At 65.9% G+C, this 18936-nt stretch carries 16 protein-coding genes; 9 read left to right on the top strand and 7 right to left on the bottom strand.

From position 1 onward, the window contains the following. The first annotated feature begins 181 nt into the window (after positions 1–181). The gene (gene lptD / locus SH602x_RS01300; RefSeq protein ID WP_479470234.1) at positions 182–3391 is read left to right on the top strand and encodes an LPS assembly protein LptD; all 3210 of its coding nucleotides are present in this window, start codon (positions 182–184) and stop codon (positions 3389–3391) included. Between the two features lie 273 nt (positions 3392–3664). Here the strand turns inward: lptD and SH602x_RS01295 are convergent. After that, a protein-coding gene (locus tag SH602x_RS01295) for an IS630 family transposase (protein WP_479472857.1) occupies positions 3665–4809 on the bottom strand; the annotation gives its coding sequence in 2 pieces (ribosomal slippage) (positions 3665–4362 and positions 4362–4809; 1146 coding nt in all). A 195-nt stretch (positions 4810–5004) separates the two neighbouring features. Between SH602x_RS01295 and SH602x_RS01290 the strand changes: the two genes are divergently transcribed. The 5 genes from SH602x_RS01290 (at position 5005) to SH602x_RS01270 (ending at position 8758) form a co-directional block, all read left to right on the top strand. Continuing rightward, entirely contained in the window at positions 5005–5496 is a 492-nt protein-coding gene (locus SH602x_RS01290) for a diacylglycerol kinase (protein WP_479475094.1), read from the top strand. A 36-nt stretch (positions 5497–5532) separates the two neighbouring features. Then, the gene (locus SH602x_RS01285) at positions 5533–6783 is read left to right on the top strand and encodes a hypothetical protein (RefSeq protein ID WP_479475093.1); all 1251 of its coding nucleotides are present in this window, start codon (positions 5533–5535) and stop codon (positions 6781–6783) included. 210 nt (positions 6784–6993) lie between these two features. Next, complete coding sequence (locus SH602x_RS01280; protein WP_479475092.1) at positions 6994–7632, top strand: anthranilate synthase component II; 639 nt, start codon at positions 6994–6996, stop codon at positions 7630–7632. Next, on the top strand, positions 7629–8258 hold the full coding sequence (locus tag SH602x_RS01275; protein WP_479475091.1) for a DUF447 domain-containing protein: 630 nt from the start codon (positions 7629–7631) through the stop codon (positions 8256–8258). Before SH602x_RS01280 ends, SH602x_RS01275 begins: the two co-directional genes overlap by 4 nt. A 173-nt stretch (positions 8259–8431) precedes the next feature. Continuing rightward, positions 8432–8758, top strand: coding sequence for a hypothetical protein (locus tag SH602x_RS01270; protein ID WP_479475090.1), 327 nt, complete (start codon positions 8432–8434; stop codon positions 8756–8758). 56 nt (positions 8759–8814) lie between these two features. Here SH602x_RS01270 and SH602x_RS01265 read toward each other — a convergent pair whose 3' ends face one another. Further along, positions 8815–9153, bottom strand: a complete 339-nt coding sequence (locus SH602x_RS01265) for a tRNA-binding protein (protein WP_479475089.1) — start codon at positions 9151–9153, stop codon at positions 8815–8817. Positions 9154–9566: 413 nt separating this feature from the next. Here SH602x_RS01265 and SH602x_RS01260 point away from each other — a divergent pair, with 413 nt between their 5' ends. Continuing rightward, on the top strand, positions 9567–10808 hold the full coding sequence (locus SH602x_RS01260; protein WP_479475088.1) for a DUF5722 domain-containing protein: 1242 nt from the start codon (positions 9567–9569) through the stop codon (positions 10806–10808). Between the two features lie 194 nt (positions 10809–11002). Here SH602x_RS01260 and SH602x_RS01255 read toward each other — a convergent pair whose 3' ends face one another. Together SH602x_RS01255 and SH602x_RS01250 are read right to left on the bottom strand one after the other, a co-directional pair. Beyond that, positions 11003–12583, bottom strand: a complete 1581-nt coding sequence (locus SH602x_RS01255) for a hypothetical protein (protein ID WP_479475087.1) — start codon at positions 12581–12583, stop codon at positions 11003–11005. Between the two features lie 69 nt (positions 12584–12652). After that, positions 12653–13132, bottom strand: a complete 480-nt coding sequence (locus SH602x_RS01250; RefSeq protein WP_479475086.1) for a hypothetical protein — start codon at positions 13130–13132, stop codon at positions 12653–12655. A 141-nt stretch (positions 13133–13273) separates the two neighbouring features. Here SH602x_RS01250 and SH602x_RS01245 point away from each other — a divergent pair, with 141 nt between their 5' ends. After that, entirely contained in the window at positions 13274–14095 is an 822-nt protein-coding gene (locus SH602x_RS01245; RefSeq protein ID WP_479475085.1) for a hypothetical protein, read from the top strand. A 37-nt stretch (positions 14096–14132) separates the two neighbouring features. Here SH602x_RS01245 and SH602x_RS01240 read toward each other — a convergent pair whose 3' ends face one another. Then, entirely contained in the window at positions 14133–14636 is a 504-nt protein-coding gene (locus SH602x_RS01240; protein WP_479475084.1) for a hypothetical protein, read from the bottom strand. A 417-nt stretch (positions 14637–15053) separates the two neighbouring features. On the opposite strand from SH602x_RS01240, the gene SH602x_RS01235 reads away from it, so the two are divergent. Continuing rightward, on the top strand, positions 15054–15773 hold the full coding sequence (locus SH602x_RS01235) for an FRG domain-containing protein (protein WP_479475083.1): 720 nt from the start codon (positions 15054–15056) through the stop codon (positions 15771–15773). A 51-nt stretch (positions 15774–15824) separates the two neighbouring features. Here SH602x_RS01235 and SH602x_RS01230 read toward each other — a convergent pair whose 3' ends face one another. Both SH602x_RS01230 and SH602x_RS01225 read right to left on the bottom strand, forming a co-directional pair. Beyond that, on the bottom strand, positions 15825–16796 hold the full coding sequence (locus SH602x_RS01230) for a C-terminal binding protein (RefSeq protein ID WP_479475082.1): 972 nt from the start codon (positions 16794–16796) through the stop codon (positions 15825–15827). A 233-nt stretch (positions 16797–17029) separates the two neighbouring features. After that, positions 17030–18499: a porin gene (locus SH602x_RS01225; RefSeq protein WP_479475081.1), complete on the bottom strand. Its 1470-nt coding sequence runs from the start codon at positions 18497–18499 to the stop codon at positions 17030–17032. Positions 18500–18936: the final 437 nt, after the last annotated feature.

Raw genomic sequence — 18936 nt, 5'->3', positions numbered from 1 at the left:
ACCCGGATCCGATCGGAAGCGAGTCTGCCGCGCCAGCGCCGGAAGCGCCGGCGCCTCGCGTCCGATTCGGCTTGCGACGGGTCGCGACGGTTCCTATCATCCGCCGCCCCAGTCCGGAACGACTGCTTGGGCGCCCGAGGCGCGATACGAGCGCGCCCGAGGCGCGACGGCAAGGAAGACCGTGCCCCCCGATCTGCACGTCCGCACGTCCGCTTTCTCCGCGGCGAACGAATCTCGTTCGCCGTTCGGCTGGAAGTGCGCGCGAAAACCAGGGCTTTTCCGGGTCGCAGTCGCGGCTCTGCTCCTCGGTTTCGTGGGCGTCGTCCGGGGCGAAATCTCCGAGACGGAGATTCCCCAGGCGCCGACCGAGTACGCCGTCTCGCTCCGGGCGGAGAGCGCCTCGCGGTGGAAGCAGGGCTCGTACGACGTCTGGCGCCTGCGCGGGAACTGCCGCATCGAGCAGGGCGCGGTGAAGTACGTCGCGAACGAGGCCCTGGTGAAGGTGCTGCGCGGCGACCAGGCCGAGGGCGAAGCCCACCTGCTGATCGTGGCCCTGGAAGGCGAGGTCGAGATCCTCTTCCCCGGCGGCCCGACGTCCGCCCCGGCAGCGTCAGAAAACGCGGATCCGTCGAAGCCGACGTACAACCGGCTGGTCGACAAACGCTGGGTCGGTCGGCTGCGGACCTATCAGGAGCCGGAATTCCAGGTCCTGCGGATGGAGGAGCCGCCGCCCGAGCGACCCGAGATCTACGCCCGGCTCGAGACCGAACTGAAAGAAGAGTACCAGGAGATTCAGCAGGCCCAGGCGCTCGATCCGCTGGTGCCGGCAGGCTCGGCGGGGACAACGCTGCCTCCCGGCGCGGCCGATCCCTTCGTTCCCGTGCCGATGCAGCAGGGCCCGGGCGCCGGACTGCGACGCTTGCGACTGGAACCGCGCAGCGAGAGCGGCAGCGTCCAGCTTTCCAGCGAACGGTCCGCGAACGGCCAGGAGCAGATCACCTTCATCCCCTCGGGCGTGCGCCTGACGATCGACGGAACGGCTTCGGAGCGGACCCCCTTCATCGGCGAACGGCTGATCGTCGAAGCGGATCGCGTCGTGATCTGGACGCGCGCCGACGACGCTTCGCCCGTGGGAGCGGTGGAATTCAGCGCCGATTCGCCGATCGAGTTCTACCTGGAAGGAAACGTCGTCTTCCGCGAGGGGGACCGGATCATCTACGCCGACCGGCTCTATTACGACGTCCGCTCACGCAAGGGCGCCGTCCTCGCGGCGGAGATGCTCACGCCGGCGCCCGGCTTCGAGGGCCTGGTACGGCTCAAGGCGGAAGTGCTGGAGCAGCTCGACGAGCAGCGAATCATCGCCCACAACGCGGCGATCACGTCGAGCCGGATCGGCTATCCGCGGTACTGGGTGCAGGGCGAAACGGTCGCCTTCACCGACATCGCGGCGCCCGTGGTCGATCCCGTCACCGGAGCCCCGATGGTCGACTCGGCGACCGGGGAGCCGCTGGTCGGACACCGATACGTCGCGGAGAGTCGCAACGACTTCGTCTACGTCGGCGGCGTGCCGGTCTTCTACTGGCCCGTCCTGCAGACGAACCTGGACGAGCCGACGTTCTACGTCGAATCGATCAAGATCGCGAACGACTCCGTCTTCGGCTTTCAGACGCAGCTCGAATTCAACGCCTGGCAACTGCTGGGCATCTCCGAGCCGCCGATCGACGCCGACTGGGACTTCTCGCTGGACGTGCTGTCGAAGCGCGGCGTCGGCGTCGGGACGGACTTCGAATACGAAGGCTTCGGCCTGCTCGGCTTCCCCGGTCCCTACTTCGGCAAGTGGGACCTGTGGGGCATCTACGACGTGGGCGAGGATAACCTCGGCCTGGATCGCCGGTCGCTCGAACCCGATACGGAACTTCGCGGGCGCGTTCGCGGTCAGCATCGCCACGACCTGGGCGGCGGCTTCGAACTGACCGGCGAAGTCGGGCTGCTCAGCGACGGCAACTTTCTGGAGCAGTACTACGAGCGGGAGTTCGACCAGGAGAAGGACGTCGTCAACCGCATCGAGCTGAAGCGCTACCTCGATACGTCGTCGTGGAGGATCGCCGCACAGATCCGCACGAGCGACTGGCTCACGCAGACCGACGAGCTGCCCCGGTTCGATCACTTCGTCATCGGCGAGTCGCTGCTGTTCGATCGCCTGACGTGGTACGGCCACACGCATGCGGGCTATTACCGGCTGCAGCCTGCCGGGCCGCCGTCGGAGAATCCGGAAGATCTGGCGACGTTCCAGCCGCTGGCCTGGGAGGTCGAGAACGAAGGCGTCCGGGCCGGCACGCGGCAGGAACTCGATCTGCCCCTCGACGTCGGTCCGTTCCGCTTCACGCCCTACGTGCTCGGCGACGCGACGTTCTACAGCAACGACTTCAACGACCAGGAGGCGACGCGGCTGCTCGGTCAGACCGGCATCCGCGGCAGCATCCCGTTCTGGACGGTCGACCGGAGCGTGCAGAGCGAACTGCTCAACCTGAACGGACTGTCGCACAAGATTCTGCTGGAGAGCGAGTTCCTGCTCGCCGACTCTTCGGAGGACTACGAAAACCTGCCTCTGTACGACGCGGTCGACGACGACACGCAGGAGTTCCTCCGTCGACGGTCGTTCTTCACCACATTTAACGGCGTGCCGGGCGGGAGCATCCCGTTCCAGTACGACGAGCGCTCGTACGCGTTCCGCTCCGGCGTGCAGAAGTACGTCTCGTCGCCGACGATGGACGTGGCGGACGACCTCGTGATCCTGCGTTCGGCGGTCCGACAACGCTGGCAGACGAAGCGCGGCTTCCCGGGACAGGAACAGATCGTCGACTGGATCACGTTCGACGTCGAAGGGACCTACTACGCCAATCCCGATCGGGACAACTTCGGCGAGGACTTCGGCCAGCTCAACTACGACTTCCGCTGGGCGCTGGGCGACCGGCTGACGATTCTCTCGGACGGCTACGCCGACACGTTCGAGCAGGGCCTCCGCACGGCGAGCCTCGGCGCCCAACTCACGCGGCCCGAGCAGGGCTCTCTGTTCGTCGGCATGCGTTCGATCGACGGACCGTTCGAGTCGTACGTGCTGTCCAGCTCGCTGTCCTATCGCATGAGCCAGAAGTGGATCGCGACCGCAGGCGCCGCCTACGACTTCGGACCGACGGGCAGCATCGGTCAGAACGTCGGCTTCACCCGGATCGGCGAATCGTTCCTGTTGCGGTTCGGCATCGACGCCGACGTCAGCCGCGGCAACGTCGGCTTCAGCCTCGCCATCGAGCCGCGGTTCCTTCCTCGCGGTCGTCTCGGCAACGTCGCCGGCGTGCAGATCCCCGCGCTGGGCGAACGGGGATTAGAGTAGGACGGAACGCAGCCGCGGCGACTGCCTGTAAGTCAGGCATCGCCTGACGGCTACTTCGTGCGGCTCTGTGTGCCATGCCCACATCTCCGAAGGAAGGGTGGGCATGCGAGGGGCCGGGCGAACCTTACATGCCCACCCTGCTGACGCGATGTGGGCATGGCACACATGCGCGAACAGCCCGGCTGCTTCGATCACGAAGGTTCAGCCGCCGCAAGCCGAGTTCTTCTAGCCGTCAGGCAATGCCTGACCTACTAGTCGACCAAGCCTTATTCGTCAGGCGTTGGGGTAGAGATGTTTGAGTTTGACGCGAGCGTCGTCCGTCGTGAAGCGCCAGGTCGCAGCCTGACGCAGGCGGTTGCGTTCGCGCTGCCAGACGGCCATCGCTTCGTCCATCTCGGCCGCGCTTTCGAAGCGTCGCCCGACGCACTGCCGCGTCAGGACGGAAAGCTCGAACTCGGCCATGTTGAGCCAGCTGCCGTTCTTGGGCGTGTAGACGATCCGCAGGCGCTGGGCCAGGCGATGCGCCCGCTCGGCGTCGAAGGCATGGTACAGGCTCGCGACGTCGTGCGTGTTGAGGTTGTCGCAGACCAGCGTGACGAGTTCGGCCCGGGGATAGTCCCGCTCGAGCAGCTCGGCGACTTCTTCGGCCCAGTCGACTCGCGTTCGACCGTCGCGACCGGAGACGCGACGCCAGCCGCCGACGGGATCGAAGAACAAGAAGATCGACCGCACGCCGCGGCGCTCGTAGTGATGGTCCTCGCGGCGGGGCTGGCCCGGCGTCATCGGCAGCGACGGCTCGACGTCGGCCAGGATCTGCTTGGCCGCCTCGTCCATGCAGATCAGCACGTGCTCGTCGTCGAACGATTCGGCGTAGACGTCGAGCAGCTTCTCCATGCGGGCGACGAAGCGGGCGAGATCCTTCTCCGGGATGCAGAAGCGCCGCGTCCGCCAGGGCTGCAGCCTGTTTTTTTGAGCGTCTGGCGAACCGTCTCTTCGGAGACCTTCGTCACGATCGACAGCCGCATCGCCTCGTCGGCCAGAAGCTGCATCGTCCAGGCCTTGCGTCCGCCGGGCGGCGTCGAGCAGGCCAGCAGAACGAGCTTCGCTTCGGAGCGACCGTCGAAGATCGGCTGGACGCCGGGAGCCGAGCGGGCCTTCCGTTCGATCGCCGCGGCGACGTTTCCTTCGCGGACGAAGGCTTGCCGAATCCGGCAGACCTGCCGCTCGGAGAGCCCCACGATCTCGGCGATCGTGCCGTCGGTGCGACGACCGTCGACGTGCTCGCGATCGGACAGGAGCAGGATCCTCGTCCGGCGAACTTTCGCCGCCGGCGAGTCCCCTTTGCGGACGAACGCCGCGAGCTCCGCCCGGGTCTCAGGCGTCAGACGAACTTCCAGCTTTTCGTTCGTTGCCGGCATCCCTGCCTCCGCGAAAATCGAAAACGATCCCTCGACTCCCTCCGCGAAATCAGGTTAACCTCCGCCTGACGAATAAAGCCAGGTCGACTACTACGGGTCCGTCTATCGTTAAATGCCAGCTTCTCCTCCGGGTGCCACTGGCTCCGCCAGTGCTTTTCCGGAGGCCGGATCGCTCGTGTTGGAAGACCTTTCAAGATGCAGCACTGGCGGAGCCAGTGGCACCCGGAACTCTTCGTTCAACATGATGTCGAACGATCGTCCTACCACTACCGAAGCGAAGCGTTGAGCGACCAGCCGCCTGCACCATTCCATCGTCAACCTCGGGACCTGCGTCGCAAGTTCGCCGACGCGTTCCGCGGCATCGCAGTCGGCATGCGGGGGCAGAGCAGCTTCGCGTTTCATGCCGTCGCCGCGATCGTCGTCGTGACCGCGGGCGCGCTGCTCCGGTGCGAACGCTGGGAGTGGGTCGCGCTGGCCGCGGCGATCGGCCTGGTCTTCGTCGCCGAACTCTTCAATTCCGCGTTGGAGCGCCTCGCCCGGGCGATCACGCTCGAAGAGGACGACCGCATCCGCGACTCGCTCGACATGGCCGCCGGCGCCGTGCTGCTCGCCAGCCTGGTCGCCGCCGCGATGGGCGCGATCGTGTTCGTGCCGAAGCTGGTTGCGCTGCTCTGGCAGATCGGATGAGGCTCGGTTCGGCGGCGGAAGGACCTTCGTAGACGCTTGATCAAGATCTCGCGAACCGGCCGAACGAAGCCGGTTTTTTCTGCCTGGAGGGCGAAACGCGATCCTATAATGTCGGACGTGCTTGCGGCCGACCGGGCGGGTCGTCGCGAGTTCCGTCGCGGTCGGCATGATCCGCCTACCGCCTCCCGCGCAGCATGGACCGCTGTCCGACACTTGCCCTGCCTGACCCGCGATCGAGTCGTTTCGACCGGCGAACCCGTACCGGGTCGCCTGACGCGCATCCGCAGGGGCGAGGCTCGCCTCCAGGATCTGACCGACGTGACCACCGCTTCGCGCGGCTTCGCAGGCGACTCCGACGCCTGGCTCCGCCGTTCTGACGATTCCGCCTCCGGCGCTTCTTCCGATAGGACGTCGCTCGCCGTCGCGGTCGACGATCCCGCGTGGGACGATGTGCAGACCGAGTTCGACCGCCGCGTCGCAGCGCTCTGTGCGGACGGCGCGGGGGATCTGCGCTTCCGGCTGGCCGACTTCGCCGAACCCGGCGGCGAGCGCCCGATCGAGGGCGAAGCCGAATCGCTCGCTTGCGTCCTGCAGCAGGCCGGTCCCATGCCGGCCGAAATCGCGGAGGAATGCGTTCGGGAAACGCTCGCCGCGCTGCGTGCGGCGCATGACCGGCGCTGGAGTCACGGGCGGCTCTCGCTCGAAGACGTGCAACTCGACGAGTTCGGCGTCGTACGGCTGACCGGCGTCGGACGGCTGCAGCGCGAAACGTCGCTGCGATGGAGCGAGGCGGACGACCCCGGCGCTTTCGACGATCGCAGCGACCGGCTGTGGGACGAAACCTTTCTGATCGGAGCCGCGGAAGACTTTCGCCGACTCGAGCCGCAGGTGATCGGCCCGCTCGTACACGCCATCGTCGGCGAACGCGGTCCGTGGACGGAGCGGCTCGCCCGCTGTCTCGACGGGCTGGACGGAACGATCGGGTCGCTCGACGACGTCGAACATGCCTGGCGGTCGATCGATCTCTGCTTCGATCCGCACGCAGCGCTCGATCCTTCCGCGCTTGTCGCCGCATGCGAGGCGAAGGAGCCGGAAGCGGCAGCGACCGCCGTCATTCCAGCCTCCGTTGAAACTCCGGCCGAAGCGCCTCCGGTCGAAGCCGCTTTACCTGTCGCAGGCGCTTTACCTGTCGCAGGCGCTTCGCGGGTCGTGCTGTTCTGGGTCTGCGTCGTCGGCGGATTCGCCGCGATGGCCGGCATGCTCGCGACCGTCATCGTCGGGCGGTGACGCGGAAGTTGGGTGGCGCCGGTTGGCTCAACCGGCGCGGGCGCAGCCCGTGGGAGGCCTCGGGTCGAAGCAAGTCCCTGGTCGCCGCTTCGATTCCGGAAGCTGTGTAAAATGGACAGCCGCGTTAAACTGCGACGCGCGCTTCTAGGGCCTCCGATCCGCTGCGCGGACGCTGCTTGAGACAACCGGCGCCACCCCATCCGTTCTCCCTTGGCTTCGCTCCCCTCCGTGCTGCTGCTGATCGATAACTACGACAGCTTCGTCCATAACCTGGCGAGGTACTTCGTCTGCCTGGGGCAGGAGGTCCGCACGGTTCGGCACGACGCGTTCGCTCTGGAAGAGATCGCCGCCGATCCTCCCGGGGCGATCGTCATTTCCCCTGGTCCGAAGGCGCCGCGCGACGCGGGACTTTCGATCGCGACGATCCAGCGCTTCGCGGGCAGCATTCCGATCCTGGGCGTCTGCCTGGGCCATCAGGCCATCGTCGAAGCGTTCGGCGGCCGCACGATAAGGGCGCCCGCTCCCGTCCACGGCATGACCAGCCGCGTGCGGCACTTCGGCACGCATCTCTATCGCGGGCTGCCCGATCCGCTGGAGGTCTGCCGGTACCATTCGCTCGTCGCCGACCGCAGGCGGCTTCCCGCGCGGCTCGTCGTCGACGGTCAAACCGACGACGGCATCGTGATGTCGGTCCGCCATCGCGAGCTTCCGGTGTTCGGCGTGCAGTACCATCCCGAGTCGGCGCTGACGCCGCACGGCGCCGCGCTGCTCGCCAACTTTCTGCGCGAGGCAGGGCTCACCGCTTCCGACGCAGGCCAGGTTCCGCCAGGCGTGCCGAGTCTTATATGAGCGAAGCCTCGTTCGACGACGCGCCGATCTGCGAAGGGATCGTCACCACCCAAGGCGAAAGCTGGGAGTCTTCGCCCTACCACGTCGCTCCGATGGGTCCGCGCGTGATCGGCGACTACGAGGAGTTGCTGCTCCGTCCGTTCCGTTCGTCGAAAACCTACTGCAACCTGATCGAGCACGGTCGCGGCGCCTTCCACGTGACGGACGACGTCGATCTCATCGCGCGGGCGGCGGTCGGGCGCCTGAACCCGCTTCCCCCGGCGACGCGGCTCGAAATCGATCGTGCGGACGGATACTCCTGCGACGTCTTCTACCTGGCGGACTGCTGCCGGCGCTTCGCGTTCGAGGTCGTCGAGCTGGACGACTCGGCGGAGCGAACGCGGATCCGCTGCCGGGTCGTGCATCGCGAGGAGGTGCGTCCCTTCTTCGGCTTCTGCCGGGCGCAGTTCGCCTGCCTGGAACTGGCGATCCTGGCCACCCGGCGGCATCTCTATTCGCCGGAAGTTCTGGCCGATGAGATCGTCCGGCTGGAGACGATTCTCGACAAGACCGCGGGGGCGAAAGAGCGAGCGACCTTCGCGATGTTGCAGCAGGCTCTTCAAGAAGCCGCTTCCCCGCACGAATGACGGGCGCCGTCGGTCGCTTCGACGCCGATCCGTTCTTCCGAGTCGGATCGAAAGCCGAACGATCGACAGGTCGGTTCGGCTCCCGAAACGCGAAGTCGTCCGATCTGAAGCCGCCCGCCGGTCACGCTCCGGCCGTGAGGAACTCTTCGACGCTCCGACATTCAGGAACTCGTATGACGCCAGGACGCATCGTCTCGCTCGGTACCGGACTGGTCGGACTTCTCGCGGTCGGACTCTCTCTGTTGCCGATCGGACTGGGCATTCTCGGCCTACTCGGCGTCGTCGCCGATGTCAGCTACGCGGAGAATCGTCAGATCGGGTTCGGGTTCTTGGCCTTCGGGCTGATTCCCTTCCTGGTCGGCGCCTTGCTGCTCGTCGCCGGAGCCGTCGGCTTCTTTCTGTTCGGACGCAGAAAGGAGATCCCGGATTCTCCGAACGTCGCGTCTGACCCAGTCCCGGGCTCCCCTCGACGAGGCGGGCGTAACGCGAACGGATCGTAGTTCCGCGAATCCCGACGGTCCGTTCGAACTATCCAGGGCCGAAGCCTCGCTCCTGCTCAGTAAAGCCGGCCGCCGAGCGGCACGTCGCGATGCGGCGAGATGAGAACGGCTTCGCCCCGTTCGTCGGGCAGGCCGAGGGTCAGGCATTCGGAGCGATGCTTGCCGATCTGCCGGGGCGGGAAGTTGACGACGCATAGAACCTGCCTGCCGACCAGCTCCGGCCCCTCGTAATTCGCCGCCAGCCGGGCGAGCGACTTCTTTCGCCCCAGTTCCGGGCCGAAGTCGACGATCAGCACGTGCGTCGAGTACGTTCCTTCCGGAAACGGCGTCGCCTCGACGATCTCGCCCACGCGGATGTCGAGCTTTTCGAAGTCTTCCATCGACGCGGTCGTCATCGCCGTCCTTCGTCAGTCGACGTACTCGAACAGATCGTGCGTTGCGGTTTGCGAGCGGCGATTAATTCAGGGTGGCGCCGGTTGTCTCAACCGGCGCGGACGCAGCCCGTCGGAGGCCTCGGAGCGAACTCGGCGCAAGCTCGCCGGCCAACTTCGAAAACACTCTTCGACGAACCCGGCTGCGAGGATTCCGACTCGCCCCTGAGGCCTCCGATCCGCTGCGCGGACGCTGGTTGAGACAACCAGCGCCACCCACTCGCCGACGATTCCCGGATCCGTTCGGCGAACTTTCATGCCGTTCGCGAACCGCAAGGTGCGCTCCTCGAACGTGGGTAGCCGATCGGGGGCTCGACAGGGGCGAGCGAAGATCGTTTCATGGCAGTATGACACGCAACCGAACGATTTCGACGGCCTTGGCGACGCTCTGGTTCGCGACGTGCGCTCTCGGAAGATTGGCCGCCGACGACGTTCCCTTCCCGCAGCCGGGGACCGTGAAGGGCCTGCAGGTGCAGATGACCGACGACGCGCTTGCGCTGGGCATCCGGCATGCGGCGATCAACGTCAGCCTCGGGGCGCTGATGAAACCGGACGGCGGCGAGGGAAGCGTCGCGTTCGAATCGGACGGGCGAACATGGACGTTCGACGCACGTTACTCGGCGGCGCTCGATCGCCAGATCAAGCCGCTCAGCGACGCGGGCGTCGTGGTCTACCTGATCCTGCTCGCCTATCCGACCGGCGACCCCGCACGCGACGCGCTGCTGCTGCATCCCGATGCGCCGCAGGATCGCTCCTTCACCATCGCCGGCTTCAACACGAAGACCGACGAGGGCCGGGCGTTCTATCGCGCCGCGATCAGCTTCCTGGCCGAACGCTACGGCCGGGCCGATTCGGAGCATGGCCGGGTCTGGGGCTGGATCGTCGGCAACGAAATCAATTCGCAAGGGCAGTGGTACGCGCTCGGGAAGAAGTCGGTCGAAATCGCGGCAGGCGAGTACGAGCAGGCGGTTCGGCTGACGCGCGACGCCGTGCAGGCCGTCACGCCGAATGCGAGGGTGTACGTTTCGCTCGATCATTGCTGGAACGCCAGCGCGCCCGGTCTCGACGAGCAGGTCGCCTATCCGGGGAAGGCGTTCCTGGAAGCCTTCGCCCGGGTCGCGAAGGAGCGGGGCGACTTCGACTGGCATGTCGCGTATCACCCCTATCCCGACGACCTCGGCAATCCTCGAACGTGGCTCGATCGGCAGGCCTGGTCGACCGACGATTCGCCGCACGTGACGTTCACAAACCTGGAGGTTCTCGGTCGGGTCCTCGACCAGCCGGAGTTGCAGTTCGCCGGGGAGCGCCGTCGGGTCATCCTCAGCGAGCAGGGCATTCATTGCCTCGACTCGCCGGAGGGCGACCGGCTTCAGGCGGCAGGCTTCGTCTACGCCTGGAACCGCGTCGCCGAGCAGCCCTGGATCGACGCGCTCATCTGGCATCGCCACGTCGATCATGCGCACGAGGGCGGCCTGCGTCTCGGCCTGTACGAGAACGAGCCCGGCACGATCGCCACGCCCGGCCGCAAGCGGCTGATCTACGACCTGTTCCAGGCAGCGGGAACGGACGACTGGGAAGCGAAGAGCGCGTTCGCGAAGGAAGCGTTCGCGACGCCTTGAGCTCGGACCGCGCCTTTCCGCCGTGTGCCATGACTGGCTAGCCCAGCCGTGCAGGAAGCGGGTACTGGGTCATCCACACGGGGGCACTCTCGAAGGCACGTCCCCACGGTTTCGACTGGATCGTCCGCACGAGACGCGCACGGCTGGACAAGCCAGCCATGGCACGCAAGGACCGCTTGCCCGATCACGACGACCTAACGCAGATCGAACGGATCGATCTCCGTCGGCGACGGCTGCGGCACAGGCGACTGCTTCGCGGCCGCCGGAGCGGGCGCTGATCCCGCCCCTCCGCCGTCATCGGTCAGCGTGAACTCGGTAATCTCGAAGATCGTGTTCCACGTCGCGAGAATGAGGCAGTTCTCGTTCGGGACGACGTAGCGGTCCTGCAGGCTCAGGCGGGCGGGATCTCCGGTCCAGTCGAAGACCGTCTGCCCGTTCGCCGTCAGCTTCGCCGAGTTCGCCCGCACCTGCACGATAAGCTCGACCGGCACGTCCTTGGGAAGCAGGGCGCCGGCATGCGTCGTTTCGTTGGCCTCGTTCGTCTGGCCGTCGATGAGCGAGAGCCCCGTCTTCGTCCCCTCGTAGCCGTCGATGGCCACGAGCGCCTGCTTCCCTCCCACGACCACGCCGATGCCGAGCATGTCGTCGCCCGCCAGCCGGATCGCCTTCATGCGAAGCGTATAGTTCGCCGGCGGCGTGACCGGGACCTGCACCCGGGCATAGGTCTCCCCGTTCATCTGCAGCGACCTGCCGTTTCGCCACCAGATGCCGCGGACCGAGTCGAGCGTCGGGTCGAGCGTCGCGAGCAATTCGATCGTCTTCCCCTGGCGGACGACCGGCGCCTCGCCGCGTCGACGGGGAGAGACCGGCGGCAGCGGAGTCTCGCCCGGCCAGGGACGATAGCCGCGGACGATGCCCATGATGTCGGAGGCCAGCGGGAACGTCGCGCGGTGGACGATCTGGCCGACGGGACGGACGTTCTGATGCAGCACGACCAGCGCGTCGGGCCGGACCTCCTCGAGGACGACCGTGTGATGGGGCATGGTCCAGCGCTGGTTGCCTGCGTCGATCCGGACGTTCTCCATCTGCAGGATGTCGCCCGGCAGGTAAGGCTCGCTCGGGTCGAGTTCCCGTCCCCAGAGATAGACGCCCGAACGTTCCGCGCCTGCGGCCTCCAGCGCCATCGCGGCCAGGTCGGGCGAGTCGCCGTCGCCGACGCGCTGGTTGTAGTTCTCCTTGCAGAACTGCAGAACCTTCAGATTCAGCGGCGGCGCGTTGCCCGCCAGGTCGAAGCTCTCCGCCGGCAGGTCGATCGTCGTCTCGCCCAGCTTCTTGCTACCCTGCGTCGGCCAGAGCGTGAACTTCGCCCTCGGCTTGTTGCGGAACAGGGCGACCTCGACGGCGACCAGCACCTCGCACCCCGCCTCCTTCGCGAGCCGCGCGTCGGCGACGGAGAAGGCGGCGTTCTTCTGCGACAGGGCCGCCGTCGCGGGATGCGAACACGACCGAATCGCGTCGACGCTCCCCTTCCGCAGCGCGGCGGTCAGTTCGGCCGCGAGCGCCTCGTGATAGGGCCACAGCGGAGGCGTGCGGTTGACGTACCGCGCCGCCACGACCGCCGGCTTGTCGCCGATCAACACGCCCAGTTCGCTGGCCGCCTGCTGCGCGACCGGCTCGATGCGCGTGAACTCTCCCCACGCGACTGCGTCGAACGCCGACGGACCGAACAGGAGGAAGCAGAACAACGAGACGGCTGCGAGATGAGTGCGCTTCATGGGCCGCACTATACGGATCGCCAGCAGCGAGTTCAATCGAAAATCGCAGCTTCGTCGGGCGCCTTCCGCTTACGCGACCAGGTCAAGCCCCGCGGGCGAACCCTGGCGGTTCTGGAGGACGTTCAGAATGCCTTGCCAGCTCTGGTAGCCCGACTTCGGATCGGACGCCCGGCCCGACTGCTCGATGTACGAGATCGCGTCCCGGGCGCCGGCGAGATAGTCGTGCGGCTGGTCGCGGAAGGTATCCCGTTCGGCGGCGGAGAGGGGGACGAACTCGCCCGAGGCGCCCTGACGGCCGAGCGGCACGCCCATGTTCTGCAGCATGAAGAGCTGCGTCAGATCGACCTCGCCGGCGCGAAACAGCTTCGTCGCCGTGTCGTGCATCTCCCGCGGCGTCATGTCGCTGAAGTCGTAGCTACCGAAGCCGCCGGCCGGCGCCTGCTCTCCCGACGCTCCGGAGGAGGCGATCGCCGGATCGGCAGCCATCGTCGTCGACCGCCGCATGGCGTAGGCGATCTGCAATCCGTTCGTCCCTGCATCGACTTTCAAAGCGACACCTGCTGCGACTTCAGCGAAGTAATCTCCCAGCGACCGTTCCACCCCCTATCGGCAGCAGCAGGCGGCGACTTCAGCGGTAGAATCGGGCCTCTCTTCCGCCGTCGACTCCGCAGCGCCTGACGGGAACGAACGATGCGTCACTGGAGTCTTTCGCCGGTCGTCCGAGCCTGCGCCTGGACGCTGCTCGCGTCGGGCGTCGTCGCGGGAACGCTCTCTGCCGAAGAGCAGGGCGGGGCGGACGCTCGCGCCGTCGCGATCGAGAAGCTTACGAAGCTCGCCGACGACTACGGCGTGACGATGGTCGACGAGGCGCCGCGGTTTCCGGTTCCGCTCGTCGACGGGCAGATCCGCGGCAGGACGGCGGATCGAGAAAAGCTGACGGCGTACGTGACGCTCTTCGCCGAGGAGTTCGCCCGGTACCCTGTCGAGTTCGTGAAACGGGCGGAGGTGCGGCGGATCGTCTTCTGCGAGGCGCTGGCGTGGGACGACCAGTTGCGGGCGGCGCTGCCCGACTTCGCCAACGACACGCTCTACCTGGACGTGACGCGCGGCATCGAACGGGAAGGGTACCAGCGGCGGGTCCTGCACCATGAGTTCTTTCACATGGTGGACGACGTCGACGACGGCCTGCTCTATCGCGACGATCGCTGGTCGGCGGCCAACCCCGAAGGCTTTCGCTACGGCGCCGGCGGCCACACCGCCCAGACGACCGCCGGCACGGGCCACCTTTCCGACAAGTATCCCGGCTTCCTCAATCACTACTCGACGACCGGCGTTGAGGAGGACAAAGCCGAGATCTTCGCCTACCTCTTCGTCGACCCCGCCGAACTATCCCGCCGCGCCTCCACCGACGCCGTGCTGCGTGCGAAGGTCGAACTGATGAAGCGGCTGCTGGAAGAGTTCTGTCCGGAGGCAGCAGCGGCAGCGCTTGGGAACCGCGGGACGGAGCCTTGATTCGTCAGCTATGGCAGCGAGTTATGCAGGAGGCGGGTCAACGACCGGTCTCACGAAGCTGATTCCGCCAGTCTCTTCGGATTCGCATTCCGCGCTGGATCCAACCGACGATCACGAGAATCAGCGCCAGTCCGCCCAGCGCCCAGATCGGTATCAGGATGCCCAGCTCCAACGATGTGAGTTCGTCGTCCTGCATCTGCGGAAAGAAGATCGTGACGGTCGCTTTAACGATCAATGCACAAGCGACGACCGCCTGCACGAGCCAGACGCCGGCTGTGAGCAGGCGGGGCCAGGGATAGCTCTTCGCGAACGCCCGACGACGAAGCTCCTGGTCGATCTCCTGCTTCCCTCGCCGATCGAGAACTTCCGGATCGCCGAGAAAGGCTGCGACGGAGATCGCCTTGTTCGCGGCGCCCAGCGGGCAGATGAGCCAGTCGCCCGGCAGCCTTCCGCCACGGGCCTCCTCCAGCGCCTGCTCCCGCGTGAGCTTACCCTTCCAGAACCAGCCGCCCGGGCGTTTGATCGCGTAGTGTTCGTCCATAGCGCGTTAGCGACTTTCTCGAGCAAAGGCCATTCCATAAAAGACACAGTTCCTTACATTCAGTGGCTCAATGACCCAACCGACGAAACTGACGTCGCGGTTGAACTACCCGACAGAATAAATAGCCGGTCAAATACCGAGACGACCATGGCCGTAGAAGTGATCGAACTGAAGAATGCTCGACAATTCCTGAACTTCCTTCGGAAGTCAAGTGTCGTGTGGACGCGGCCTGAATCGTGGGAATGTCACTGGGTATTTAGGGGCCAGACCTGCTCATGCTGGGACCTCTGCCCTTCTGCATTCCGTGATAAGGTCTTGAGGTCCGCCCTTTTCAAATTCGCCTCCGTTCTGCACGAGGGAGGCGATATTCGACAAGACCTGGAACAGGTGTCCTCGTGCCCCGCCGACAGAGATCCCGTGGAACACGTCGCGCGACTCATGCGTCTAGCCAACCAGCAGCTGTACGAGTATCGAGGCGTGGCCGCCTTTAAGGCGACAGCTGACCGTTTGGGCGTTCGCGTCCCGAACAGAGAGGTAAACCTTCCTCCGATTCGCCAGATGCTGCAGGGATTCGAGGTTCATGCAGTGCACGCGATGGCGCAGCACCACGGAGTAGCGACGAGACTCCTCGACTGGACAGAAAACCCGCTCTTCGCCGCCTTCTTCGCCGCCAACGTCTCAAACGAGCCGTCCAAACTCTGCCCCTGCGGAAACCCTCAGATCAGCGTCTGGGCTCTGAACCGCTACGACCTCGCGAAAGCCCCGCATTGGAAGGTTCTGACGGTTCCTCGGCACGATATCGAATTCCTTCACGCTCAGAGCGGTTTATTTACGTATCGCGAGTCGGTCGAGGATTATTTCCTGAGAATGGGGCAGTGGCCACGAATGGAAGACGAAGTAGTCGGGCTCAAGAAGATGAATCTGGAACGCTCGCAATGCCTCGAACTCATGCGTCTCCTCTGGATCGAGGACGTGACGCTCGCGCACCTCATGCCTACGCTGGACAATATCAAGAACTCGCTTCACAACGTCTGGGACGCGTTGGCTCAGCGGGATGAAGATTTAGAGGAAGCTCAAGCGCGCGGAGACTTGACGTCGGTGGAGGACGCAGAACGCTTCTTCCGCGGGGACGGCTGACTGCGAGTATGAATGGTCGCGGGCTATGAGGCTTCGACAGTTGTGAATAGCCTAAGCCCTAACTCCGTTCCTCACGTTCTCCGGCGTCTTCCCCGTGAGCATATCCGCCACCTGTCGCGACGATCGCGTGCGGAGGGCGATGAGGGACTCGACGCTGACGAACGCGGCGTGGGGGGCGACGAGGACGCGGGGGTCGTTGTAGGGGGGAATCGTGAGGTCGGGCGGCTCGGGGTCCTGCACGTCGAGCGCGGCGCCGGCGAGGGAGTCGGAGGCCAGGGCGGCGGCGAGCGCCGCGTGATCGATGACGCCGCCCCGGGCCGTGTTGATCAGGTAGGCGGTGGGCTTCATCAGCGCGAGGGTGCGGGCGTTGATGAGATGCTTCGTCTCGGGCGTCAGCGGGACGTGCAGCGAGACGTAGTCGCTGCGGGAGAGCAGCTCGTCGAGAGAGACGAACTCCACGCCCGGCGCTGACTTGGGCGAACGGGACCAGGCGAGGATCTGCACGCCCAGGCCGCGGGCCTTCTCGGCTAGCTTGCTGCCGATGGCGCCGTAGCCGACGATGCCGAGGGTCTGCCCCTCGATGCGGCGGAGGGTCGGCCCGGCCTGCAGGTCGTATTCGCCCTGCATGGTCTGCCAGTGGTAGAAGGCGATCTTGCGCGCGAGGGAGAGCATCTGCGCCAGGGCGTGCTCGGCCACCTCGATGACGCAGTAGTCGGGGACGTTGGTGACGGGGATGCCCCGTTCGGTGCAGTAGGCCATATCGACGTTGTCGAGGCCGACGCCGATCCGCGAGCAGATCTTCAGCCCGTCGCCAGCCGCGGCGATGACTTCCCTGGGCACGCTGGCCCAGTTGAAGAGGATGGCGTCGCATCCCTTCGCCAGCTCCGCCAGCTCGGCGGTCGTGCGGTCGTTCTTCCCTTTGCCGGCGACGATCAGCTCGGCGTCGATCTCGTGCATGATCGCCCGTTCGATGTCGAGGTCGGGCCAGGCGTAGTCGGTCAGCAGCACGCGGAAGCGAGGCATGGGGAAGTAAGGAGAAGAGTAGAAAGCAGTAAGGAGAGAACTCGAACGGCGAGCGGAGGGCGTGAGCCCTCCGAGTCTTCGGCGCGACAGAAATCGCACGCGACGGTTCGTATCCTAAACGGTTCGTCGGCGGAGGCTGCCGGGCGCGCACGAAAAAAGCCGCTCGCGTCCGGCGCGAGCGGCTTTCGCCTCTGGGAGTGTCAGAAGTTCGAGGCTCTCAGATCGAAGCGACCTTAGAAGGTGAAGATCGCGTCGACGCCGTAGCAGAAGATCGAGTTGCTGGTCCCGGCGCCGCCCGCAGCGGTGGGATAAGCCGGTCCGCCGCCGTGATTTTCGGTCCAGTCCCAGCGGGCTTCCGGACGGATGGTCACGTTGGTGTGGGGGGTCCAGTTCAGGCCCGCGGTGATGGCCTGGTACTCGTTCTCGCCGTTGCCGATGCGGCTGCGACCGGAGTCGCGGGCGTCATCGTAGAACCACTCGTAACGAACGCCGGCCTTCCAGCAATCGTTGATCGTGTAGAAGAGGTACTGGTTAGCGCCGTACCACGTGTTGGTGCTTCCCGGACCGGCGTTGGTGCCGCCCGTGTTGCTGCCGAAGTCGCTCTGAGCGACGTACTGCCACTTGTCGCCGAGGTCGACGATGATCACGATCGACTGAACCCAGATGTCGCCGGAGTTGGCCGCGAAGGGCGTGCCGCCGAGGTTCGATCCGGTGCCGTCGCCGAAGTAACCGAAGTTCGTCGTGTAGGTCGCGGTGACGTTCTCGATTCCGGAGTAGCTCACGCCGCCCAGGAAGGTCGAAGCGTCGGCGTAGTTGTTGTAGCCGCTGTCCCAGCCGAACGTGTAACCGCCCCAGAACGTGAAGTTCTCGGCGCCGGTGTATTCAGCCAGGGCGCCGGTGTGGGTGAACGGTTCGCCGTAGTTCATCGTGTAGGCGTGGCTGTAGAAGAAGTTGCCGGTCGCCTGAACGACTTCGTAGCCCATGATCGTGAAGAACTTACCGACCTTCACGTTCAGGTCGCCGTAGCCGACCTGGCCGTAAGCCTGCGGAATCGCCGAGCCGTAGCCGTAGGCGCTCGACTGCCACGTGTAGTCCCACGAGGCGTCGCCGAAGGCGGCGGTGTCCGCGGCGTCGATACCGTAGAGGTAGTCGGCGTGCATGCCCCAGCCGAAACCGTCGTCGGTGTTCAGCTCGCGATCGAGGTACACCCAGCCCTGGTGCAGGTTGAGCTGCCCCGCGGTCTGGTTGAACGCGATCGGGCCGTTACCGCCCGGACCGACCGTGTTGGAAGCGTTGGCGTAGATACCGGCCTGGAGCCAGCCGCCGACCTTCCAACCGTTGCAGGACCGTTCCATCAGTTCCCAAGCTTCGCAGTCCGGGTTGCAGGCAGGCCCGCAACCGTCGCCGCGACAGGCTCCGCCGCCGAAGAGGCCGATGCCTCCGCAGTCGCCGAAGAGTCCGCAGCCGCCGGCTCCGCAGCCGCCGCCGTAGCCCGAGCAGCTATTGGGATCCGCGCAGCAGCTCGGATCTTCGCAGCACGTCGGACCCGCCCCGCAGGACGGAGCCATGACGTCGCCGCCCCAGTAAGCGACGGGGGCGACCGGGCCCCCATAGTACGCCTGCTGGGCGCTCGCAACGGAGCCCCCCAGCGCGACGGCGGCGGTCGCCATACAGCAACCCGCCAGCAGGTTCGAGAGTCTCATGCCTCTGCACTCCTTGCACGTGCCGAAGAAAATTTCTGTCGTACGGAGGGATGACCGGGCGAACGACCCTCGCTCCACGATGGAGCGACCGCCGGACGCCGTTCCCCCAGTCTTCACCCGACGAAGCCGACTGCGACTTCCCGCTGGTTCGCCGCGTTGTCTATGGATGACCTTCAGAAGGCCAGCCGAGAGATCGCGGGAACTGCGGATCGCCGATCCGTCCGCTTCCGCACGGTACCGATCCGTCCTTGGAACGCCCGCCTGCGAGAGCACGCGAACGTATTCAGCGATATTCTTCGGTCCCTGCTACCGGGAAAATCCATGCTCCCGTGCCACCCCGGCAAGGACACCCCATACCTCCCAGTGTGATACAGGCGATAATCGGCGGTCATCTGATCGGCGCGAGGCTCAAGTTCCTCCCCTTAGGAAGGTCTGGA

It is taken from the genome of Lignipirellula cremea (genome assembly GCF_056501455.1).
This window is presented reverse-complemented; position numbering and strand designations above follow the sequence as displayed.